The organism is Roseibium sp. MB-4 (genome assembly GCF_053005265.1).
This window is the reverse complement of sequence record NZ_JBRKQB010000001.1, coordinates 1,508,622-1,531,557: the sequence shown is the minus strand read 5'-3', so window position 1 is coordinate 1,531,557 and position 22,936 is coordinate 1,508,622. Positions and strand designations below refer to the sequence as shown.

The following is a 22,936-nucleotide window of genomic DNA, read 5'->3' as shown; positions in this document are numbered from 1 at the left end:
AGGAAGGGAGACCTCATGACTGACCGTGACCTGGATCTTGATGTGCCGCTGGCAGATCTCGAGGAGTTCCGGACGAAGATGATGGAGATCGACCGCAGCGCTCAAAACATTTCCCGCAGTCTTGTCGGCGGCCTCAAGTCGGCCCTTGTGGATGGCAAATCGCTCGAAAGCGTCTTCAAGAAGATCGCGTTGTCCGCGTCCTCCCGGGTGCTGAATTCAGCGCTCGCACCTTTGGAAAAGGCGGCAGGCAGCCTCTTCGACACAATTATCCCGTTTGCCAAGGGCGGGGTGGTCGGCGCTCCGGCGCTGTTCAATATGGGAAATGGCGTGTCCGGTTTGATGGGCGAAGCCGGTCCGGAGGCGATTCTGGCCCTTGCCAGAGGAGCGGATGGGCGCTTGGGGGTCAGGTTCGCGGAGGGCGACCGGTCCCCCATGCCAGCAGTGCAGGTAAATGTGACTGCGCAGGATGCCGAAAGTTTCCGGCGGTCAGAAGCTCAGGTCTCGGCGATGGTGGCCCGCGCCGTCGGACGGGGACGACGCGGGCTCTAACACCGGCCTGAAAAGGAGGGGCTCAGGAACCGGCGTTTGCCGCAGCCGCAAGCATGGCGGCAATCTGGTCTTTCAGGTGAAGGCGCTTCTTCTTCAGGTCTTCAAGAACTTCATCGGATGCTGGTGTCACATCGGTTTCGATGCGGTGCACTTCGCGGTTGATGGTGTGATACTCTTCGGCCAGGCGGGCGAAATGGGCATCGGTGGTCTTCAATGTGTGGAGCGCGTCTGCCGCGTCCGGGAATTCTTCATGCAGTTCGTGAGGAACGTGACTCATTCTATTTTGCCTCCTTTAGAGGCCCCCAAAGTGCCGCCGCCAGTTTCCAAACACCTTGAGACAGATCAATCAAAGTCCGATTTGCGACGGAGATTTTCATGGACGCCTTTCTGAATGAGAGTTTTCCGGGCAGTATTGCCTTTGGAGCACTCGGCGGGCCGGAGCGCCGGACAGAAATTGTTCCGTTGGCGACCGGCTACGAGACCCGCAATGCGCGATGGGCCGACAGCCGCCGCCGATACGACGCAGCAACCGGAGTCCGGTCGCTTGAAGACTTGAGGGCTGTGCTCGCGTTGTTTGAGAAAGCGCGCGGCCGTCTTTACGGCTTTCGTCTGCGCGATCCTTTTGACCATGCGAGTTCAATGGCGGGCAATCCGCCTCAAGCCGTGGATCAGTCCATTGGGGAAGGCGACGATAGCACGGTTAGGTTTCCGTTGACGAAGACATACGGGAGCGGTGAACTGGCCTATAGCCGGGCTATCCGATTGCCGGTTGCAAGCAGTGTGCGGGTAGCCGTAGCCGGGGTAGAACAAACCGCCGGGGCGGACTTTGAGGTCGATGCGTCGACGGGCGACATCGTGTTTTCCGAAGCGCCGTCCGTAGGGAGTTCCGTCACAGCCGGTTTCCTGTTCGACGTGCCGGTCCGGTTCGACACCGACCGCCTGGACCTCAGCCTGACCCATTTCGAGGCCGGCGACATTCCCTCGATCCCGTTGGTCGAGATCCGGTTCTAAGTACAAAGCAGGTAACTGATGAAAACTTTGCCGCCCGACCTGGCCGCGCATCTCGGCGGCCGGATTACCACCCTTGCGACCTGCTGGATCATCAAGCGCGCAGATGGCGTCCGGCTCGGGTTTACCGATCACGACCGGGCCTTGAGCGTGGAGGGCGTTGTGTGCCAGCCGCAAAACGGCCTTTCACCATCGGCGATGAACGATGGGCCGGAGTTTGCGACCGGGGGTGGGGATGTCTCCGGAACGCTGGAAAGCACGGCGCTTTCCGAGACAGATCTGGAAGCAGGCCTGTGGGACAATGCGGACGTCCGGGTCTTTCTGGTCAATTGGCAAACACCGTCAGATCATGTCCTGCTCAGGCGCGCCCGCATCGGAGAGGTCGGCCGTGCGGGGGCGGTGTTCCGGGCCGAGATTCGGGGTCTGGCGCATCTTCTGGAGAGCCGGCAGGGGCGGGTGTTTGCCCGGATTTGCGATGCGGATCTTGGCGACAGCCGGTGCAAGGTTGATCTGACCAGCCCGGCCTATCAGGCAACGGCCACGGTGACGACCGCACAACGTGAATGGCTCCGCGGTACCGGGCTGGAGACCTATGCAAATGGCTGGTTCAGCCGGGGCAGGGTGAAGGTGTTGACCGGACCGCTTGCCGGATTTGCATCGGAGGTTGCCAGTCACCGGCAGGAAGGTGCCGTGTCGGTTCTGTCGCTGTTCCAGCCTGCACCCGAGGCACTTGCACCGGGAACGGAAATCGAGGTCCGGGCTGGCTGTTCCAAGGACTTTGAAACCTGCCGGACAAAGTTTGCCAATCATCTGAATTATCAGGGGTTTCCGCATATGCCGGGGAGCGATTTCGCCTTGTCCTATCCAAACCGCAACACCGGCCTCAACGATGGCAGTGCCCGTGTCGAATGACGTTATGGGGACCGGCCGAGCGGCGGTGCTCGCCGAGGCGCGCCGCTGGATCGGCACGCCCTACCGCCATCAGGCAAGTTGCCGGGGGGCGGGCAGCGATTGCCTGGGTCTCCTGCGCGGCATCTGGCGCGCGCATTATGGCGCGGAGCCGCAGGCTTTATCACCCTATTCGGCGGATTGGGCGGAGACCGGCGGGCGCGAAACGCTGCTTGAGGCCGGACGGCGCTGGCTTTTGGAGATCGCGCCGGAGGCTACCGAGCCCGGCGATGTGCTTGTGTTCCGCTGGCGCGATGGTGTGCCGGCCAAACATGTCGGCATCCTGAGTGCGCCGCTTCAAGCCGCCCCCCGTCTCATCCATGCCTATGAGCGGGTTGGGGTGATCGAAAGCCCGCTGGTGCCAAGCTGGCAGCGGCGGATCGCAGCAAGTTTTACCTTTCCGAAGGAGACTGTCTAATGGCGACGCTTGTGCTGGCAGCTGCGGGAAAAGCGGCCGGGGCCGCCTTTGGTCTGGGCGGGTTTGGCGGGGTGATCGGCAAGGCGGCGGGCTCCCTTGCGGGAAACCTGATCGATCAGTCCCTGTTTGGCGGCGGGGCCTCACGGGACATTGAAGGCAGCCGCCTGGCGGATCTTTCCGTGCAATCGTCCAGCGAGGGCGCTTCCATCCCGAAGGTCTATGGCCGGGTGCGCCTTGCAGGGCAGCTGATCTGGGCGACCAACTTCGAGGAAGTCGTCACCACGGAAAAGCAGGGCGGCAAGGCGGGCGGCAGCCGCAGCACCGCGACCGTCACCACCTACAGTTATTTCGCCAATTTCGCCGTGGGCCTGTGCGAAGGAAAAATCGCCCGGGTCGGCCGGATCTGGGCGGACGGCAAGGAGCTCGACACACGGCAAATCACCTTTCGGGTCTATTACGGGTCGGATGATCAGATGCCCGACCCACTGATTGCAGCGTTTCAGGACACGGCGCCCGCCTATCGGGGCACGGCCTATGTGGTCTTTGAACGGCTGGATCTGAAACCCTTCGGCAACCGTCTGCCGCAATTGAGTTTTGAGGTGATCCGGGTGGTTGAACCGCTGGAGAACCAGGTCCGGGCGATCACGATCATTCCAGGCGCCGGGGAGTTCGCCTATGCGCCGGGCATTGTCTCGAAAGTGCTGGGTCCGGGCGAGCAGCAGCCCATCAACCGGCATATGGTGGCGGCGGTATCCGACTGGGCCGAGTCCATCGAGGAACTTCTTGCGCTGTGTCCCAATCTCAAGCGCGTTGCGCTGATAGTCGCGTGGTTCGGCGATGACCTGCGCGCCGGATCCTGCACCGTCCGGCCTAAGGTGGAAGCCAATGGCACGGTCACGGTGGGTGATGTCTGGCGTGTTGCAGGTCTTGAACGGGACGAGGCCGACGAGGTGTCACGCATCGACGGGCGGCCTGCCTATGGCGGCACACCGTCGGACAGCAGCGTGATCGCAGCCATTCAGGATCTGAAGGCGCACGGTCTTAAGGTGCTGCTTTATCCGTTCATCATGATGGACGTGCCACCGGGCAACGGTCTGCCGGACCCATATGGAAGCGCGGAGCAGGCCCCTTACCCCTGGCGGGGGCGCATCGTTCCGGTGGGCGCGGTTGCGGCGGACGTTTCAAGTTTCGTCGGGACGGCCTCGGCGGCGCATTTTTCCGTCAGCGGCGGCACGGTTACCTACAATGGGCCGGATGAATGGTCGTTCCGTCGGCATATCCTGCATTGCGCGGCGCTCGCAAAGGCGGCAGGAGGAGTGGAAAGCGTTCTGGTCGGTACGGAAATGCGGGGGATGTCCCGTGCGCATGCCGGTGGGGGCAGTTATCCGTTCGCCGACCAGCTGCGCTTGCTTGCGTCAGACGTCAGGGCGCTTGTCGGCAGCGGCGTCAAAATCTCCTATGCGGCGGACTGGTCCGAATATGGGGCGCATCAGGTCTCTGATACCGAACTTCGGTTTCCGCTCGATACGGTTTGGGCGTCGCCGGAGATCGACTATATCGGTATCGACAACTATCTGCCCTTGAGCGATCTGCGCGATGACGGCGATCCGGACGGTGGCTTCAGTAGCTATGACCTTGCGAACCTGCGCGCCGGGATCAAGGGCGGTGAATATTACGACTGGTACTATGCCAGCAGCGCGGACCGGGCCACTGGCACCCGCACCGCCATCACGGACGGCGCCTACAACAAGCCTTGGGTTTTTCGGACCAAGGACATCTGGAGTTTTTGGCAAGAACTGCATTACGAGCGGGTGGGCGGTGTTGAGGACGCAGCCCCGACCGGCTGGGTGCCGCAATCCAAGCCTGTCCGGTTTACCGAGCTTGGCTTTCCGGCGATCGACCGGAGCGCCAACCAGCCGAATGTGTTCGTTGACCCGAAGTCATCAGAAAGTGCGTTTCCTTACTTCTCGCGCGGCTTTCGCGATGATGTCAGCCAGCGCCGGGCGCTGGAAGCCGCGCTCAGCTGGTGGTCGAACGGTCATCCGGAATTTGATGCGGGCGACAATCCCGTGTCTCAAGTCTATGGCGGGCCGATGGTCGATCCGGACGGGATCTATCTCTGGACCTGGGACGCGCGCCCTTTTCCGGCCTTTCCGATGTTCTCCAACGTCTGGGCCGATGGGGGCAACTGGCGGCTCGGGCACTGGCTCTCCGGCCGGCTCGGCGGCATTTCCATTCAAGGCCTGTGCAAGGCGGTGCTCGCCGACTACGAGATATCAGATGAAGATGTAAAGGTCTTTGGTCTTGCCGGAAGCCTCGACGGGTACACCTTGAGTGGCCCTGTCAGCGCCCGCGATGTGCTGGAACCCGTGCTGACCGCGTTCTCCGGTCAGGCCTCTGACCGGGGCACGCACTTAGAGCTTTCGACTGTTCTGCCGGAAACAGTGACCACCCTTCACGCGGACGACCTTGCCGACCCGGGGGCGGAGAACAGCCTTCTTTCGCAGACACGGGCACAGGCGAACGAACTCTCCGCTGAAGTCCGCTTCGGGGCGGATGATCCGGTCAGCGATTTCCGCCGCCGGGTTTCCGCGTCCCGCAGACTGGAAGGCGGCAGTCGCCAGGTGGAAACGCAGATCCTGCCGGCATGCTCCATGCCCGAGCCCTTGAGCATAGCGGCCGACCGGCGTCTTCACCGGATCTGGTCCGAGCGGGAGCGAGTTTCGTTTGCCGTTGGCCCTGACCGGATTGATCTGGAGCCGGGCGACGTCATTTCCTTGAGCGGCACGCCGACCGCCACATTTGACCCGCCGCTCACCGTGCGCGTGACATCGATTGAAGACACCGGGATCCGCCGGATCGAGGCGGTGCGGATAACGGCGGAGCTGTCGCCGGCTGCAGGCGGCCCGGATGCTCCCGGCGGCGGCTACCAGAATTCCGACTTGAGCCCGCCTTATGTCGTGTTTCTGGACCTGCCAAAACTTAACGCCGGCGATCCGGACGATGCCGTGCGTCTTGCGGCCTACGCCAAACCCTGGCCGGGCGGACTGACTGTGATGCGCAGCGCCTCGGAGGCCGGTTTTGCAGCCATCATGAGCATTCCTGCGCCAGCAAGTATCGGAACCCTGGCCGTGCCGTTGGCTCCGGGGCCGATGTGGGTGTTCGACCGCGCAAACACTCTGGAGGTCACGCTCCTTGACGGGCAGCTTCAGAGCCGGGCAGAAGCCGAGGTCTTGGCAGGCGCGAACGCGATGGCCGTGCGCTGCCAGTCCGGGGGCTGGGAGATCCTGCAATTTGTCACCGCCGAACTAATAGCGCCGAAGACCTACCGGCTCAGCACCTTGTTGCGGGGGCAAAGGGGCACGGAAACCGACATGCTGAGCGGTGCGGCTTTGGGGGCCAATGTGGTGCTGCTCGCAGAAGACAGGACACCGCTTGTGCCCATCTCCAGCGATCAATCCGGCCTCAGCCTCAACTATCGCATTGTGCCGGAGGGGCGGGCGCTGGACGATCCGGCGGCGGTGACCGCAAGCCACGCGAGTACCCAGCGGGCGGCCTGGCCCTTGGCCCCGGTTCACCTCAAGGCCCGGCGGACGGGGGGAGGCATTGTCCTTAGCTGGATCCGCCAGACGCGGGACAGCGGTCTCAGCTGGGAACAGGCCGAGGTGCCGCTTGGCGAGGAGTTTGAAGCCTTTGAGATCGACATCCTGACAGACCAGGGCGCGGTTCTGCGCACGCTGACATCCGGCAGCCCGACTGTCCTTTATCCAGGCGCCGAAGAACTTGCCGACTTCGGCGGAACACTCGGCGAAATCCATTTTGCCGTTGCCCAGCTCTCCCAACGCACCGGGCGCGGTTATGAGCGAAAGGCTGTCCGTCATGTCTGAGACCTTACGTCTTGCCCTCCCGTTGCTGGCGGCCGCGCAGGCCCAGAAACATGTCACTCACAACGAGGCGCTCCTGACGCTTGACGCGCTCAGCCAACCGGTGGTGCAGTCCCGTGATCTGACCGCGCCACCTGCCGCCAATGAGGGGGATCTTTTTCTTGTTGCCCCGGGCGCAACGGGTGACTGGGCGGGCCGCGACGGGGAGCTGGCCGAGTGGCGCAATGGGGCCTGGGCGTTTCATGTGCCCTTCGAGGGCCTCACCATTCATGTGCTGTCGGAGGGGCGGGACCTCAGGTTCCTCTCCGGGGCGTGGCGGGACATGGATGGCCCGCTGTCCGAAACCCGCATTCTGGCGCGCGGTGGCTTCGGGGCGCAAAGCGAGCACCGGGTGATCGAGGCAGAGCTCTCCGCGCTGTCCGGCACTTTTGCCGAGACAGGTTTGATCATCCCGAGCCGGGCGATTGTCTCTTGCGTCTCCGCCCGCACGGTGACCGCAGTCACCGGGGCATCGTCCTACGACTGCGGATTGTCAGGTGAGCCGTCCAAGTTCGGCGGGGCCTTGGGGATAGCTGCGGGCAGCAGCAATCTTGGCGTGATCGGGCCAACGGCGTTTTACGCCGATACCGCTGTCCGGCTTACGGCGAACGGCGGTGCGTTTAGCGGCGGCACTGTGCGTCTTGCGGTGCACTGCTTCTTTCCCGTCGCACCTGAAGCGTGAGCGATCACAGCCACCACCGCACAGCGTCTTTGTTTTGAACATCCAATCCGGGGGAAACGCATGAAAGTCAGCGATCAGGGGCTCGCCTTTCTGGCAGCACATGAGGGCTATGTTTCGCGGGGCTATCTGGACCCCGCCGGCGTGGTCACCATTGGATACGGATTTACCATGCGCAGCCGGATCTTTGCCGGCTGGTGGCGCAAACGGCATGGCCGCGGGCTGGCGGTTGGGGACAGGATCTCGCGGGATCAGGCCAACAAGTTGCTGCTGACACTTCTGGATGAGGAATATGCACCGCCCGTGCGCAAAGGTCTTCCCGGCTTGCCACAGACCCAGTTCGATGCCTGCGTCTCTGTGGTCTACAATCTCGGCAGCCGGGCGCTCTCCTGGCGGTGGGCCCAGCAACTGAAAGCGGGCAAGGTCTCTGAGGCCGCTCGCCTCCTGACACAAACGGGCCTGACGGCCGGCGGCCAGCGCCTGAAAGGGCTGGTCAAACGCCGAACGGCGGAAGCACGGCTGCTTGAACACGGTGACTATGGCCTTGCTTCGGCCGCAGCACCGCCAGCGCCGGGCAGCGATATCATGGAGCTGCAGCGCTCCTTGAAGATGCTCGGCTTTGATCCGGGGCCAATCGACGGGTTTTTTGGGGCTCAGACCAAGGCGGCGGTCAAAGACTTTCAAAAGGCCTATCCGCCCTTGGCGGTGGATGGGATTCCCGGCCCGGCAACCCGCGCGGCGTTGGAGCGGGCCATCGCCCTTCGAAACGGTACGGGACTGGTCGGCATCCTGACACTTCTCACCGGCAGCGGGCTTCTTCTGGAAGATCTGTCTGGCGCACTAGCCGCCCTCATCCTCACTGGGGTTCCCAGCCTCAGCGCCATTCTCCTGTGGCTCTGGCAACGCCGCGGCGCGATTTTTCTATGGCTCAAGGAAAACTTGAGCAGTTTTTGAACGCAGTCTGAGCAAATTCAAACGGCCGCTACCGAGTGCGGGTTGTGGCCTTCTAAGAGACGAGCAAAATTTCCAGAAACCTCCTGACAGGAAGCTGTCAGGAGGGGGCTGATAGGGTGCTTCCTGTTACCGCAATTCAGGAGCATTCCGATGACTTTCAAACCTCAGCATTTCAACGTCTGGATGGAAATTCCCGTTTCTGATCTGGACAAGGCGATTGTCTTCTACAACAACGTCTTCCAGACAGAATTGAACCTTGTCACCGATATGGGGCCAAATCCTTTTGCCATGTTCCCGACCAGCGAAGAAAACGGAGTTGCCGGGCATCTTTACCCGGGCACACCGGCTGAAAAGGGCACAGGTCCGACCATCCACATTGCCTGCCCGGACACGCTGGAGGAGACAATGGAACGGTTTGCCAAGGCAGGCGGTGAGGTCATTTCCGATCCGATCCCGATCCCGGCCGGCCGGTTTGCCTACGGCATTGATCCGGACGGCAATTCCATCGGCATGTTCGCCGTCAACAGCTAAGGCGGCACCCGCATGAGACGCGCCGACCGCCTGTTTCAGATTGTTCAGTATCTGCGCGGCGGCCGCCTCGTTCGGGCGCGCCAGCTGTCCGAATGGCTGGAAGTCTCTGAGCGGACCATCTACCGCGATATCGCCGACCTTCAGGCCTCGGGCGTGCCCATCGAGGGCGCGGCCGGGGTCGGCTATATCCTGCGCGATGGCTACGACCTGCCGCCTCTCATGTTCACCCGCGATGAAATCGTAGCGCTTTTGGCCGGAGCCCGGATCATCCGGGCCTGGGGCGGGGCAGCGATGGCCCGCGCCGCCGAAGAGGCGATGGTCAAGATCGACGCTGTCATTCCGGAGCGGATGCGCGTGCGCCAGAACGAGATCGAAATCCACGCTTTTGCCCCGGAAATGACCGAGGACGTGCGCGCCTTGATCGACTTTCTGGAGCTTGCCGCCGACAACCGGAAACGCCTGTCGATTTCCTATTCGGACGCCAAGGGGCAGACCTCGGACCGTGTGCTCCGCCCGCTCGGTCTCTGGTTTTGGGGCAAAGTCTGGACGCTGGTGGCCTGGTGTGAATTGCGCAATGATTTCCGAATGTTCCGCCTTGACCGTATGGCGGACGTCAAGGACACAGGCGAAAAGTTTCGGCCGGAACCCGGCACAACCCTCAAGGATTTTTATCGCCTCATGGAGGCGGAAGGCCACGGCAAACCGGATTGAGAGCCGCGGCCCTGCCGCGGCAGCCAAAAAATGTTGCAGTGAGAAGTCTTGACCTAGTCAGCCGACGCAAGGCCACTGCCGATGATTTCGCGGATGAGCTTGCGTTTCATCGCCTCGGCATAGTCATCATAGGTGCCGGCGACCTCGACAAAGGCACCGGGACCGCGGATCACCTCGGCGTAGTAGTAGTCGACCGGCACGGAGTCTGGTCCGGCGATCACCAGGCCGTTGACCGTGATGCCGTTAAAGTCAAACGCCTTATAGGCGCTGTCGGGGCCAAACCCGTCATTGTTGATGCCATCCCCGGCAACATCGATCACCTTGCGGCGGCAATGGGCGGGGGCCTGTTTCATCAAAACGGCCGCATGTCCCAGCGCATAACCAAGCGCGGTCGGAAACTCTGTGTAGCCGCGGCCGGCTTGCCGAAGAATGTTGGAAGCTGCTGACGCGCTGGCGCCGTCATTGAGGAGCCGCCAGCTCAGTTGCTCGACTTGTTGATAGCGGCCGCTCCACTCAAAAGCGGTGACATATATTCCGCCAACCACTTCGATGGCGTTGACCACATCCGGGTCCAAAAACGCATCGGCGAGCCCGTTGATCTGGAGTTGATGCTCCCGTGCGTCAACGCTGGCGGAGCTGTCCATCGCCAGAACAAGCGCCACGGAACATGCCTGCGCCACGCTACCAGCCGTCATTTGCAGGACGCCGGCGAGGCCGCAAACAATTCCGGCCTTTAGGACGGCTTTCAAACGGTGGCGCGTTTGTCCGAGTGGCAATGCGTTTATGAGATGAAGTTGGGCCATGGTTGCAGGGTAACTGGTTTTCCTGTCTTAAAGAACAAGCATTGTTTCATGTTGCGTTGCAAAATAAGTTCCGGCTACACTTGAAGAAATCAAAACAGCCGGGGTACGCTCGGGGCATGTATGCATCCCATGGTTTCTTGAGATCCGACATCGGTGATGTCGATGTGGTCTATCACGACGGCCTATTTCATCTTTTTCATCTCGTTCTGCCCAATCACGACTTTATTGCACACGCCGTGAGCCCGGACGGGATGACCTGGCGGCGTGTCAAAAATGCGCTGTTCGTCGGGGAACCGGGCGATTGGGACGATGACATGCTGTGGACCATGCATGTGACGCCGGATCCCGAACGGCCCGGCAGCTGGCGGATGTTCTACACCGGTCTTGCGCGGTCGGAATTCGGGCGCGTGCAACGGGTTGGTCTTGCGCGGTCTAAGGATCTTTACCATTGGGAGCGCTCGACCTCGAAAACCTATCCGATCGAGGTGCCGGGGCCACATTACGAAAGCTCGATCGATGAAGGCCGGCAATGGGTCAGCTTCCGCGATCCATTCTATTTTCAGGATCCCGATACAAGAGAGCGCCTGCTACTTGCCTCAGCCCGGATCAAGGACGGGCCGATCATCCGGCGGGGCTGTGTGTCGCTCGCCGTTGAGGAAGCGCCCGATCAGTTCGTTTTTGAAGCACCGCTTCACCGGCCCGGTTTGTATGATGATGTGGAGGTGCCGAACCTCTTCAAGCTGGACGGCCGGTATTACCTGATGGGCTCGATCCGCGAGGACATCAAAATCCATTATTGGTATGCCGATCAGCTGCGCGGACCCTATGAAAACTTCTTCGACAATGTCTTGATGCCATCGGGAAACTATGCCGGGCGCATCTGCAAAAACGGCGGCGATTTGCTGCTGTTCAACTTCTTCTCAAAAACGGAAGTCGTCTACGGCCGGGAGAGCGTCAAAAAGCTGCTGCCCCCGCCGAAGGAACTGGTGACGGACGCCGCGGGCCGGCTGAAAGCGAAGTCTTTTTCAGGCTTCAACGATCTGGTGACGCGCAGCGAGAGTGTAACCGCCTCCTATCAATGCAAAAAGCTCTACGCCAATCCGCATGCTTCGGTGATTGACCGCGAAGACGGCCTGCATCTGTCTTGCAAGAGCGGGTACGAGGCTTTTCTAATGCCCGGCCTTCACCAGGATTTCCGGTTACGTGCCGAACTGACCCTTGAGGGTTTGGGCAAGACCGGTCTTGTCTTGCGCATGAATGATGAGGGGGACGGGTATTATCTGTCGCTCGATCTGGTCAACGGAATTGCTCAAATGCGGGCCTGGGGCGCCAATCCGACGCCGGAATTTGAGCACGCTTTCCGATATGCACCGCTGCAAGAAGCCCATTTCCGGGGCAACGCGCATGGGCCTTGGCAGGTCGAGGTGGTCGCTCACGGAATGTATATCGAGTTTTCGGTCGATGGGTATGTGGTGTTGTCGCTGGTTGATGACAGTTTCGCCGAGGGCGGGGTCGGGTTTTACACCGAGAGCGCAGCGGTTTGCCTCAGCCATTTGACGATAGAGACGTTAAGCCGGCCCGTCACGGAAGCTGCGGCAGAGCAGGTTTACACCGCCACATATTTTGCCCCTGAAGAGGAGGCCTGAGTGCGCGCGGAAAATGACAATGCGAAACCGCTTCTTCTGGTCTCGGACATCGACGACACGCTTACCGGGGACCCCGCCGCGCTTCGCAGGCTGTGGCAGGTTCTGGAGCGGCACCGCGGTCGGCTCAAGATTGCATTAAATTCCAGCCGGCCGGCGCCCAGTGTCGATGAAACGCTCCGGTCCTATTTCCCAAATACTTTCGCGCCAGATGCAGTGATCACCGGTTTGGGGACAGAAATCCGGCTTCAGGGCATGTTGCTGTCCTCCTGGTCGCAGCAGTTCGTCGCCTGGCCGGACGTCAAAATCCGCGAAGCGGTGCTCAAGATGGGCCATACGCCGCACGACGCGGTGTTTCAAACGCCGGGCAAGGCGAGTTTCGCGGTGCCCGGTCAGGAGCAGGCCGACCTGGTCATTCAGCGCCTTAATGACGCCGGGTTCTCCTTCAAACATATTTTTTCCGGCAAGAGTGATCTCGACATTCTGGCACCAGAGGCGGGCAAGGACGCTGCCATGCGCCATCTGGCAGATCATCTCGGGATCGACTTGCAAGACACGATTGCAGCCGGAGATTCCGGCAACGACCTGGCCCTGTTTGAAGCTGCCGGGAAAGCCATTGCCGTCGGCAACGCCCGCCCGGAACTGTTGGCTGCAATGCCGAAAGACAAGACTTATCACGCCGCGGCGCATCATGCGGCCGGTGTTCTGGAGGGATTGGCTGCTTTCAACGCCATCCCCCGGACAGACGTTGAAATTGAGTTCGAGCCACACACCTAACAAAGATCAAACACGGCAAAATCAAAAAAGAACTGCCTGGGAAAGACGGAGACTTGAAACACAACAGAGGTTGGTACGACATGAACAAGCAGAACGTTGGTTCGCTTTTGATGATTTCCCTGCATGGCTATGTGGCCGGAACGCCGGAACTCGGCAAGCCGGACACGGGCGGGCAAGTGGTTTTCGTCCTCGAGCTGGCCAAAAGGTTCGCGCGGCTTGGCTACCACGTTGATGTGATGACGCGGCAATTTGAAGATCAGCCGGCCGAAGACATCATCAATGAAAACCTGCGCGTGGTTCGAATTCCCTTCGGCGGCAAAGACTTCATCCGCAAAGAGGACATGCACGACTGGTACGGTGACTTCGTCACCAACGCGCTTGCCATGATCCGGCACCGCGGATTGCAGTATGACGTGATCAATTCGCACTATTGGGATGCCGGTGTTTCCGGTCAGAAGATTGCCGAAGAACTCCAGATCCCGCACATCCACACGCCGCATTCGCTTGGCTGGTGGAAACAGCACGACATGGAAGGCGCAGATGCCGCCGAAATGGCTGGATACCGGTTTGATGAGCGGATCCAGAAGGAGTTTGTGCTCTATCGCAATTGCGACCATGTGATCGCGACGACCGAACAGCAGGTCGATCTGATTGCCGAACACTATCAACTGCCCAAGGATCATATCTCGATGATCCCTCCGGGGATCGATGAGGCCCGCTTCACGCCTGCAACACCATCAAGCGTAGCTTCCGTTCGGCAGAAACACGACATCCGTGAAACCGACATTTACGTTGTCGGGCGCGCTGCGGAAAACAAGGGTTACGATCTGATTATCGAGGCTTTGCCAAGTCTACTGAAGCTACAGCCGGAGGCCCGCCTTGTGTTGGCCGCGGGTGCCAACTCCGACAGCGACAATGCGCTTTTAGATCAATGGAAACAGCGGGCAACCGAGTTGGGTGTTTCGGACAAGATCAGCTGGCGCGGCTATGTCGCTGATGAGGACCTAGCTGATTTCTACCGCGCGCCTGGTATTTTTGCGCTGCCGTCCCGCTACGAGCCCTTCGGCATGACCGCTGTGGAAGCGATGGCCTGCGGGACACCGACAGTGGTGACCATTCATGGAGGGCTTTTTGAGCAGCTGGAGTTTGGCCGCCACGCCCTTGTTGCCGATCCGAAGCGCCCGGAAGAATTTGCGACCATGTTGAACATGCCGATGCAGTATCCGTGGATGCGGGAAACCTTGTCGGTGGAAGGCGCGCGGTTTGCCCGCCGTGTTTTCGGCTGGACCGGGATCGCGCGGCGCACGCTCCAGGTGTTTGACCATTTCAAGGGGCGTTACGACGATCTGCAGACCGACGAACTCACCTTGGCGAACTGACCGCGGAGTGGTTTGAGGGCCGCGCAAGCTGAACCGATTCCCGGTGATCTGGAAAACGGTTCAGCTTGCGTTCAGCTTGGTTTGGTTACACCTTGCGCATCAACTGCTGATGTCTTGAGGATTCGACTTGTGAAAGTCTTTGTGACCGCCCTGTTTTTGTTGTTGGCCGTAACTGGCGCCGCAAGCGCAAACTGCCTGTCGCAGGCCGAAGCACGTGCCGTGGTGGCCAGCGGCCAGGCGCAGCCGCTCGGTGCGGTAGCCGGGCAAGCCGGCGGCGAAATCATCAAGGCGCAGTTATGCCGCCAGGGTGGTGGATATGTGTATGTCTTGTCCGTTTTAAAGAACGGACAGGTGACCAATGTCACAGTCAACGCGAACCGTTGACCGGTATACCCAGCGCTTATCAAACACCCGACACTCCCCCAGCCAGCAAATGAAGACCCATGCGCCTGCTAATTGTTGAAGACGACAAAGACCTGAACCGCCAACTTATGACCGCCCTAGAAGAGGCCGGCTATGTGGTGGACAGCGCATTCGACGGCGAAGAAGGACATTTTCTCGGAGACACCGAACCCTATGATGCGGTTGTCCTCGATCTTGGGCTTCCGACGCTGGACGGCTTGTCAGTCCTGGAAAAATGGCGGCGCGACGGGAAGACAATGCCCGTTCTGATCCTCACCGCCCGTGATCGCTGGTCAGACAAGGTGGCCGGAATTGATGCCGGTGCGGATGATTACGTCGCAAAACCCTTTCATATGGAAGAGGTTCTGGCGCGCGTTCGGGCCTTGGTGCGCCGGGCTGCCGGTCATGCCTCCAACGAGCTTACCTGCGGCAACGTCCGGCTGGACTTGAGAGCTGGCCGGGTCACGGTGGATGGTTCTCCGATCAAGCTCACCTCCCATGAATACCGGCTCTTGTCCTACCTCCTGCACCATCAGGGGAAGGTGATTTCCCGGACGGAATTGACCGAGCACCTCTACGATCAGGATTTCGACCGTGATTCCAATACGGTCGAGGTCTTCGTGGGCCGCCTTCGCAAGAAGATCGGGGCCGACATGATCGAAACCATCCGCGGCCTCGGGTACCGTCTGGGAGAGGCCCGTGACGACTGAGAACGCGGAAGGTGCCGGTGAGCCGGCTCCGGAGCCCGTAAAGCCGCAGCGATCGCTTGCGGGCCGTCTCGTTTTGGTGGCGGCCGTATGGTCGACGCTGGCACTTGCGATTGCCGGTGTGTTTCTTGTCAGCCTCTATCAACGGGCCAGCGAGCGCTCGTTTGATGCCCAACTTGAAATCCACATCAAGGCCCTTGTTTCGGAAATGCTGGAGACCAGCGACGAGACCGTTTTGCTCGTAACGCCTCAGGTGCAACAGCCGACCTATCTGGGCGACCCTCGGTTTTCCCTGCCTCTGTCCGGCTGGTACTGGACCGTCCGCCAGGCAGATACAGGCACGGTTCTCTACGCCTCTGAATCTCTTGTTGGAGATCCACTTGCTGTGCCTGCATTGGGGGAGGCGGAGGCTGGAGCCGGTTTTGTTGCCGGACCGACAGGCGATGAAATCCGGGTTATGCAACAGCGCATCGCGGTTGGGGAGACGACGTACGTCATCGCTGTTGGGGCTGCGACTGCAGGCTTTTGGGCCGATATTCGTGAGTTCGCGCGCCTTGCCGCACTGACGCTTCTCATCGTCGGACTTGGACTGGTTTTAGCCACGTTTCTGCAGGTCCGTGTCGGGCTACGGCCGCTCGTTCGATTACGGTCTTCCCTAAGCGCCGTGCGCCAAGGGGAGGCAGAGCGGATCGACGAAGCTTTGCCACGTGAGATCGCACCGCTCGCTGTGGAGCTGAACTCGCTCATCGGCTCCAACAAGGAAATCGTCGAGCGGGCCCGAACCCATGTCGGCAACCTGGCTCACGGTCTTAAGACACCGCTTTCCGTGATCTCCAATGAAGCCCGCGCATCGGAAGGCCCGCTGGCGGATAAGGTCATCGAACAGACGGAGGTGATGTCGACCCAGATCCAGCATCATCTGGAACGTGCCCGGATGGCCGCACAACGTCGGGTAATTGGCGTGTCATGCGAAGTGCAGCCGGTCTTGGACAGGCTCGTGCGGGCGATGAACAAAATTTACCGGGAGCGGGATGTTCGCCTTGATGGCCTTGAAGATGCCACGTTGCGGTTTCGCGGAGAGGGGCAGGACCTTGAGGAAATGTCCGGCAACCTCATCGACAATGCCTGCAAATGGGCAAAATCTGCGGTGCAGGTGACGGCAACACCCATCGCGGACGCATCGAGTGCCCGCGGGATGGTCGAAATCCGTGTCGAGGATGATGGCCCGGGCTTGTCTGAGGAGCAATGTGCTGAGGCCGTCAAGCGTGGCCGTCGCCTGGACGAGACTGTCCCTGGAACTGGGCTCGGCCTCTCGATTGTGGCAGATTTGGCAGCGCTTTACGGAGGTCGGCTGGAACTCGGGCGGTCTTCTATGGGCGGATTGAGGGCGCGGTTGATCCTGCCCTTGCTTGGCGACAGCTGATGCCCCAACGGAATGGTTTGCAGATTTTTAAATCGCCTGTGATCAGATGTGATGCAGGTCACAGGCAATGTTTCTATATCGTGGCCAAGTTCGGCCACAAAGTCACGTTACCACTGAGTCGCTACCAGGTGACTTGGTCCACAAAGCCGATTTGGAGACTAGGTGCATGAAATTGCGCAGCGCCCTTTGTTTGCTCACAGCCACTCTTTTGGGAGGATGCTCTATCGTATCCGGCGCAAATGGCGCGGGCGGATGGGGCTCGTCTTTCGGTGATCCGAGAGGCAACGTCTCGGGCACGGAAGCAAGCGCCGCGATCTCCGTATTGGTGAACAATGAATTCGGTGAAGCGCTGGAGCCTTCTGACAGGCGTGCCGCGGAACAGGCACAGGATCGGGCTCTGCGAGCACGCGGTGTTGGTGTGTCGGTTGCCTGGCAAAATGACCGGACCGGCCGCAGCGGTCGTGTTCTCCCCGGGCCTGTCTATTCCGTGAACGAAACGGAATGCCGTGAATTCACCCATGAAATGGTTCTCCAGGGTCGTGTTCTCCAGGCGCGCGGCACGGCGTGTGAGATGGATCGCGGTGACTGGAAGGTTATCGGCTAATAGCCGGGCAGTCTTTCCGAAACACGCCCCTGAATTCTTTCAACAATCCTGAAATAGCAAGTGTTCGCTGCAATTCGTGTCTCGTAACGGCATCGTGTTTTCTACATACTTGTTTAAGGTTCGGCGTTTACCATGGATAAAGAAACATTGGCTGCCATAGATCTCGTGAATGACACAGCTGGACCAGCTACAGGCTAAAATCAGGACCTATCTTAGCAGCCTCAGTCCAAAGGCGATTGAGGCGCTTGTGCGTAATCTTGAGCGCGCGAAGGCCCAGGCCGATGCAGATCCGCACATTGAGCTGGTGCTCAATTCAGCCCTTGCGATCCTACGCAAACCATCGACACACCCGCTCGATTCCGAAGGCAATGAACACCGCCGCGGTCAAATCCAGCGCATGTTTTTTACGTCCCTTGACGGGTTCTTGATCGACGAGTTTTTGCCGAACCGTCAGGAAGGCCGCATCCATCGCGGCATGTTGAACAAGGTTTGGAAATGGCTCGGCCGGGACGTTATGCCGACGGACGTTCAGCTTGTGCTTGAGCAGGCGGGCAATGCCGCCGTCAGCGGCGAACGGGTTGATGGCTTGGTGCAGGCTCTGAGAACCCGGTCTGCAGACGCGATCGGTGAAGCTTTGAGGCGCGGTGAAATCGATGAACGCGAACACCGCCGCATGGGGATCGAGCTTGGCGGTGAGCGCGGCATCTCCGAGCTTCGCGACATTCACAAGGTCTTCTCATCCGAGCGTTGGCTCATGCCGTTCCTGGAAGCCATGCCCGACCGGATCAACGAACGGCGCTTAAAGCAGGACCACGATGTCCTGCGCATGGTTGACAAATGTTCGGAGCGTTTTCCGGACCATCTTCCGCTGGTCGCCGCCGCTCTTGTCGACCGCGCTGACAAGCCTTCAGCGTTGTGTGCATTTGCCGGCCGACTTGCCGGGGATGATGATCCGAAGGTGATCGCAGGGTCGCAGTTTGCGCCGTTTGTTGATGTGGTCATGAGCGAGGCCGAACGCCTGAACATCCTTGCGGTGGATCACCGCAACAACAATCCCGATCCGGTGGCATTTTCAAACGCCTTGTCCGACTACAATTCGCTGGTCCGAGGGATTGAACGCGATGTCGATTTGACCGTAACGGGCAAGTGGCACAGCCGGCTGGCTGACACAAAACGCAGCATTTCTGATGTCGTCACGCGGGAACTCCACAATGCGCATACGGCAGTACGTCGCGCCCTTCAGGTTCCAAAACTGGACAATGACGGCAAGTTGATTGTCGACCAAACGGCAATCAACGATGCCGTTCGCGCAGTGCGGGTCGTCAACATGGTGCGCAATGGTTCCGAGACATTCGCGGTCAATGATATCAGCAAACGCACCCGCCAGACCGTCGAGCAGACGCTGGAAATTGTGACCAGGTCTTTGATCACCGATCTTGGCAAGGCAAAGAGCCCGCAACTGGAAGCGCATCAGGCCGCCGCCGATGTCGCAATCATGTTGTCGGAAATCTATTTCGGTGCAGAGTATGCTGGCCAATTGCGGCGCAGCCGCCATGCAGCCCTTGCAAAGGCCAAGACGCGCGCAGGTGATGAAGCCGCTGCCGCGTCGCCTGAACGCCGGTTGATCAACAAGGCCCTGAAACGGGCTTGATTCTGAAGCCCTGGATGGTGCGTTAAGTGCGGTTCGCAGGTTTTAAACCGCGACCGCCAGTCACACACGCATTTACTTGCATTTCGACACATTCGGTTGTCTATATGCATCCATGATTTTTTGGATCCTGATCTCAGTTTTGACCGCGCTGGCGGCCCTTTCTGTTCTTGTGCCGCTGACGCGGTCGCGGTCTTCTGTTGAGGAAGCTGCGGCACAAGCTGACGCAGCTGTTTACAAAGAACAATTGGCAGCAATTGATCGAGACTTGTCGGACGGCCTGATCGACGCAGAGGCCGCTGAAGCCGCTCGTACAGAAACAGCGCGCCGCTTGCTCTCCGTGCACGACCGGAAGGACGAGCCGCGCCCGGTCACTGTCTCAAAACTCCGGATCCGATCCGTTCAGGTCATTGCGCTTGTTGCGTTGCCGGCTGCAGCCCTTGGAACATATCTCGCTCTCGGATCGCCTGATCTGCAAGACCAGCCGCTTGCAGCCCGCTTGTCGGCCCCGGCTGATGAGCAACCGGTCGAACTGCTGGTTGCCCGGGTGGAACGCCACTTGGCGGAAGATCCTGAAGACGGTCAGGGCTGGGCGGTAATCGCACCGGTCTACATGCGGATGGGCCAGCCGGATTCTGCAGCACGTGCCTACTCCAACGCGATCCGGATCCTTGGTCCAAGACCAGACTGGCTGACGGACATGGGTGAAGCCATGACCGTGTCCAATGAGGGTGTCATCACCGAGCTGGCACGAACGGCTTTTCAGCAAGCCGTGGATCTGGAGCCGACAGCAGTGAAGCCCCGGTTTTTTCTCGCTCTGGCACTGACCCAGGAAGGGAAAACGGATGAGGCCGTTAACGCTTGGCAGAGCCTTCTGGAAGGAGCTGATCCTCAGGCGGCATGGGTGCCTGTTGCGCGGCGGGAATTGGCCGGATTGACCGGAGAGACACCAGAACTGCTTCCGGCTTTGCGAGGTCCAAGCCAGGCTGATGTCGAGGCCGCCGGTGAGATGAGTGATGATGATCGCCAGAAGATGATCACAACCATGGTCCAGGGCCTTGCTGCACGGATTGATGCCAATGGCGGAACTGTTGCAGAATGGGGGCAGTTGATGCGCGCTTACATGGTCCTAGGTAAACGGGACGAAGCGTTTGACACATATCGGCGCGCTGAAAAAGTTTTCGCGGAAAGACCAGCCGAATTGGCCAGGATCAAAGACGCAGCAGTCACTCTGGGGTTGAGTGGGTCATAGAGACAGCGGCAAGGTCTTATAGGGGCAGGATCTTGCGGGCAGGCAACGTTAGACGGAACTAAAATGACTCGGAAACAACGGCGTTTGACACTGATCGGATCCGCGGGGGCCGTTCTGGCTGTCGCACTTGGATTGATCCTGTTCGCGCTGAATGATCAGATTGTTTTCTTTCAAAGCCCAAGCGATATCGCGAGCCAGCAAATTCCTGAAGGACAGAGAATTCGTCTTGGCGGACTGGTTGAAGACGGGTCGGTCGAGCGCTCTGATGACGCAAATGTGAAATTCCGCGTGACCGATACCGCGCATTCTGTGGCGGTGACTTATCAGGGCATTCTTCCGGACCTGTTCCGTGAAGGGCAGGGCGTCGTAACCGAAGGCGTTTTGACGCCAGACGGGGTTTTCGTTGCCGACAGCGTGCTGGCCAAGCACGATGAGAACTACATGCCCAAGGAAGTGGCGGAAGCTCTGAAAGGTCAGGGCCATTGGCAGGGCGGAGAGGGCGCTGCCAACTAACGCTGTCAGGCGCGAAGCCTATGACGCAGCCAAAGACATAACCTGAGGGACGGGACGCAGGACAATGTTGGTCGAACTCGGACACTACGCTCTGGTATTGGCGTTTGCTTTGACACTGGTAGTGTCAGTGGTGCCGTTATGGGGTGCCTTGAAAGGCGATGGCCGGCTGATGGCGGTCGCGACACCGGTCTCCGTGACCGTCTTCTTTCTCGTGCTTGTTTCGTTTGCGGTTCTGACCGTGGCGTATGTTGCTTCGGATTTTTCCGTCGTGAACGTTTATGAGAACTCGCACTCGGCAAAACCGCTTCTTTTTAAGATCACAGGTGTCTGGGGCAATCATGAAGGCTCCATGCTGCTCTGGGTGCTGATCCTGGTCTTCTTCGGAGCGCTGGTAGGAGTGTTCGGCGGCAATCTTCCGGACGACCTCAGAGCCACCACGTTGGCTGTTCAGGGCTGGATTTCCGCTGGGTTCCTGCTGTTCATGCTGGCAACGTCCAACCCGTTCAACCGGTATGAAAATCCGCCGATCGAAGGCAATGACCTCAACCCGATTCTGCAGGACATCGGATTGGCGATCCACCCGCCGTTGCTCTACGTCGGGTATGTCGGTTTCTCAATCACCTTCTCCTTCGCTGTCGCTGCGCTCATTCTGGGGCGCACAGATGCGGCCTGGGCCCGCTGGGTCCGTCCGTGGACACTTCTGGCCTGGAGCTTCTTGACGCTCGGCATCGCGATGGGATCCTACTGGGCTTACTACGAGCTCGGCTGGGGTGGCTGGTGGTTCTGGGATCCGGTTGAAAACGCATCTTTCATGCCATGGCTTGCCGGAACAGCGCTGCTCCACTCCGCGATCGTTATGGAAAAACGGGAAGCGTTGAAGGTATGGACGGTGCTCCTGGCGATCTTCACCTTCTCGCTGTCGCTGCTTGGGGCCTTCCTGGTCCGCTCGGGCGTTTTGACCTCGGTGCACGCATTCGCCACCGATCCGTCGCGCGGCGTCTTTATTCTTGGGCTTCTGTGCCTCTTCATCGGCGGCTCGCTATCTCTCTTTGCGTGGCGTGCGCCGATGCTGAAACAGGGCGGCTTGTTTGCCCCGATCAGCCGGGAGGGCGGGTTGGTTCTCAACAATCTCTTCCTGACAGCGGCCACCGCCGCTGTTCTGGTCGGTACGCTCTATCCGCTGGTTCTGGACGCAATCACCGGCGAAATGATTTCGGTCGGTGAACCGTTCTTCAATCTGACCTTCGGACCTTTGATGGTGCCGCTCTTGATGGCTGTTCCGTTCGGTCCGATCCTGGCCTGGAAACGGGGGGACCTTCTGGCAGCGTCCCAGCGGCTTTATGCGGCGTTCGGACTTGCGTTGCTGATGACCCTCTTCACCTTCTGGCTCTGGGGCATGGAGCGGGTGCTTGCCCCTCTCGGTGTTGGACTGGCGGTCTGGGTGATGGCCGGGGCAATTTCCGAAATCGTCACACGGGTCAAGTTCTTCGAAATTGGTCCGAAGCGCGGGTTTGCACGTCTTTACGGTCTTCCGGGCTCGGCCTGGGGAACTGCCACCGCCCACTTCGGCATCGGCGTCACCGTGCTTGGCATTGTGACATCGTCTGCGTTCCAGGAAGAACAGGTCCGGACAATGCGCCCCGGCGATACGGTGAACGTGTCGGGATATGAGCTGACGTTTGACGGCGCGGTGCCCCGCCGCGGGCCGAACTTTGTTGAGGAAGTCGGTCACTTCACAGTTCGTGAAGGTGGTGCCTTCGTCGCCGAAATGGAGCCGTCCAAGCGCGTTTATACCGCGCGCCAGATGCCGACCACCGAAGCGGCCATCCACACGATCGGCTTTTCGCAGGTCTATGTCTCCTTGGGAGAGCGGCGCAATGACGGTGCGGTGGATGTCCGGGCCTATTACAAGCCGCTGATCACGCTGATCTGGATCGGTTGCGTAATCATGGCACTCGGCGCAGCCTTCTCGATGGCGGACCGCCGCTTGCGGGTCGGGGCTCCGAAACCGGCTGCCAAACGGAAACAACCTGCCAGCGTTCCGGCGGAATAGGAGACTGCTCT

General features: G+C 60.0%; 22 protein-coding genes. 20 read left to right on the top strand and 2 right to left on the bottom strand.

Annotation, left to right across the window (positions count from 1 at the left end):
• Positions 1–15 precede the first annotated feature (15 nt).
• Positions 16–549 carry a phage tail tape measure protein gene (locus ACVDG4_RS07100; RefSeq protein ID WP_447234506.1) on the top strand — a complete coding sequence of 178 codons (534 nt, stop codon included), beginning with the start codon at positions 16–18 and terminating at the stop codon, positions 547–549.
• 22 nt (positions 550–571) lie between these two features.
• Here ACVDG4_RS07100 and ACVDG4_RS07095 read toward each other — a convergent pair whose 3' ends face one another.
• On the bottom strand, positions 572–826 hold the full coding sequence (locus ACVDG4_RS07095) for an HP1242/YdcH family protein (protein WP_040451743.1): 255 nt from the start codon (positions 824–826) through the stop codon (positions 572–574).
• A gap of 98 nt (positions 827–924) precedes the next feature.
• Here ACVDG4_RS07095 and ACVDG4_RS07090 point away from each other — a divergent pair, with 98 nt between their 5' ends.
• The 8 genes from ACVDG4_RS07090 to ACVDG4_RS07055 all read left to right on the top strand — a co-directional run bounded on the left by ACVDG4_RS07090 (position 925) and on the right by ACVDG4_RS07055 (position 9,721).
• Entirely contained in the window at positions 925–1,560 is a 636-nt protein-coding gene (locus ACVDG4_RS07090) for a phage distal tail protein, Rcc01695 family (RefSeq protein WP_447234505.1), read from the top strand.
• An 18-nt stretch (positions 1,561–1,578) separates the two neighbouring features.
• Entirely contained in the window at positions 1,579–2,469 is an 891-nt protein-coding gene (locus tag ACVDG4_RS07085; protein ID WP_447234504.1) for a phage/gene transfer agent baseplate hub protein, read from the top strand.
• A complete protein-coding gene (locus ACVDG4_RS07080; RefSeq protein ID WP_447234503.1) occupies positions 2,459–2,923 on the top strand; it encodes a C40 family peptidase in 465 nt (154 codons plus the stop codon). The genes ACVDG4_RS07085 and ACVDG4_RS07080 overlap by 11 nt, the downstream gene beginning before the upstream one ends.
• Complete coding sequence (locus ACVDG4_RS07075; protein WP_447234502.1) at positions 2,923–6,810, top strand: baseplate multidomain protein megatron; 3,888 nt, start codon at positions 2,923–2,925, stop codon at positions 6,808–6,810. Before ACVDG4_RS07080 ends, ACVDG4_RS07075 begins: the two co-directional genes overlap by 1 nt.
• Positions 6,803–7,528 carry a DUF2793 domain-containing protein gene (locus ACVDG4_RS07070; protein WP_447234501.1) on the top strand — a complete coding sequence of 242 codons (726 nt, stop codon included), beginning with the start codon at positions 6,803–6,805 and terminating at the stop codon, positions 7,526–7,528. The genes ACVDG4_RS07075 and ACVDG4_RS07070 overlap by 8 nt, the downstream gene beginning before the upstream one ends.
• A gap of 60 nt (positions 7,529–7,588) precedes the next feature.
• Positions 7,589–8,479: a glycoside hydrolase family protein gene (locus tag ACVDG4_RS07065; RefSeq protein WP_447234500.1), complete on the top strand. Its 891-nt coding sequence runs from the start codon at positions 7,589–7,591 to the stop codon at positions 8,477–8,479.
• A gap of 150 nt (positions 8,480–8,629) precedes the next feature.
• The gene (locus ACVDG4_RS07060) at positions 8,630–9,010 is read left to right on the top strand and encodes a VOC family protein (RefSeq protein ID WP_055671179.1); all 381 of its coding nucleotides are present in this window, start codon (positions 8,630–8,632) and stop codon (positions 9,008–9,010) included.
• Positions 9,011–9,022: 12 nt separating this feature from the next.
• Positions 9,023–9,721, top strand: a complete 699-nt coding sequence (locus ACVDG4_RS07055) for a helix-turn-helix transcriptional regulator (protein WP_409690559.1) — start codon at positions 9,023–9,025, stop codon at positions 9,719–9,721.
• A 53-nt stretch (positions 9,722–9,774) separates the two neighbouring features.
• Here ACVDG4_RS07055 and ACVDG4_RS07050 read toward each other — a convergent pair whose 3' ends face one another.
• Positions 9,775–10,524: a DUF1194 domain-containing protein gene (locus ACVDG4_RS07050; protein ID WP_447234499.1), complete on the bottom strand. Its 750-nt coding sequence runs from the start codon at positions 10,522–10,524 to the stop codon at positions 9,775–9,777.
• Between the two features lie 116 nt (positions 10,525–10,640).
• Between ACVDG4_RS07050 and ACVDG4_RS07045 the strand changes: the two genes are divergently transcribed.
• The 11 genes from ACVDG4_RS07045 to ACVDG4_RS06995 all read left to right on the top strand — a co-directional run bounded on the left by ACVDG4_RS07045 (position 10,641) and on the right by ACVDG4_RS06995 (position 22,925).
• Positions 10,641–12,170: a glycoside hydrolase family protein gene (locus ACVDG4_RS07045; protein ID WP_306146537.1), complete on the top strand. Its 1,530-nt coding sequence runs from the start codon at positions 10,641–10,643 to the stop codon at positions 12,168–12,170.
• Positions 12,171–12,944, top strand: a complete 774-nt coding sequence (locus ACVDG4_RS07040) for an HAD-IIB family hydrolase (RefSeq protein ID WP_447234498.1) — start codon at positions 12,171–12,173, stop codon at positions 12,942–12,944.
• 53 nt (positions 12,945–12,997) lie between these two features.
• Positions 12,998–14,323: a glycosyltransferase gene (locus tag ACVDG4_RS07035; protein ID WP_447234497.1), complete on the top strand. Its 1,326-nt coding sequence runs from the start codon at positions 12,998–13,000 to the stop codon at positions 14,321–14,323.
• 129 nt (positions 14,324–14,452) lie between these two features.
• Positions 14,453–14,707 carry a PepSY domain-containing protein gene (locus ACVDG4_RS07030; RefSeq protein WP_209173248.1) on the top strand — a complete coding sequence of 85 codons (255 nt, stop codon included), beginning with the start codon at positions 14,453–14,455 and terminating at the stop codon, positions 14,705–14,707.
• 59 nt (positions 14,708–14,766) lie between these two features.
• Entirely contained in the window at positions 14,767–15,435 is a 669-nt protein-coding gene (locus ACVDG4_RS07025; protein WP_133950968.1) for a response regulator, read from the top strand.
• On the top strand, positions 15,425–16,855 hold the full coding sequence (locus ACVDG4_RS07020) for an ATP-binding protein (RefSeq protein ID WP_447234496.1): 1,431 nt from the start codon (positions 15,425–15,427) through the stop codon (positions 16,853–16,855). Before ACVDG4_RS07025 ends, ACVDG4_RS07020 begins: the two co-directional genes overlap by 11 nt.
• Before the next feature lie 166 nt (positions 16,856–17,021).
• Entirely contained in the window at positions 17,022–17,459 is a 438-nt protein-coding gene (locus ACVDG4_RS07015) for an RT0821/Lpp0805 family surface protein (RefSeq protein WP_447234495.1), read from the top strand.
• A 169-nt stretch (positions 17,460–17,628) separates the two neighbouring features.
• Complete coding sequence (locus ACVDG4_RS07010; protein WP_306146543.1) at positions 17,629–19,110, top strand: hypothetical protein; 1,482 nt, start codon at positions 17,629–17,631, stop codon at positions 19,108–19,110.
• Positions 19,111–19,222: 112 nt separating this feature from the next.
• The gene (gene ccmI, locus ACVDG4_RS07005; protein ID WP_447234494.1) at positions 19,223–20,359 is read left to right on the top strand and encodes a c-type cytochrome biogenesis protein CcmI; all 1,137 of its coding nucleotides are present in this window, start codon (positions 19,223–19,225) and stop codon (positions 20,357–20,359) included.
• A 63-nt stretch (positions 20,360–20,422) separates the two neighbouring features.
• Positions 20,423–20,872 carry a cytochrome c maturation protein CcmE gene (gene ccmE, locus ACVDG4_RS07000; RefSeq protein WP_133950959.1) on the top strand — a complete coding sequence of 150 codons (450 nt, stop codon included), beginning with the start codon at positions 20,423–20,425 and terminating at the stop codon, positions 20,870–20,872.
• A gap of 64 nt (positions 20,873–20,936) precedes the next feature.
• Positions 20,937–22,925, top strand: coding sequence for a heme lyase CcmF/NrfE family subunit (locus tag ACVDG4_RS06995; RefSeq protein WP_133950957.1), 1,989 nt, complete (start codon positions 20,937–20,939; stop codon positions 22,923–22,925).
• The last annotated feature ends 11 nt before the right edge of the window (positions 22,926–22,936 follow it).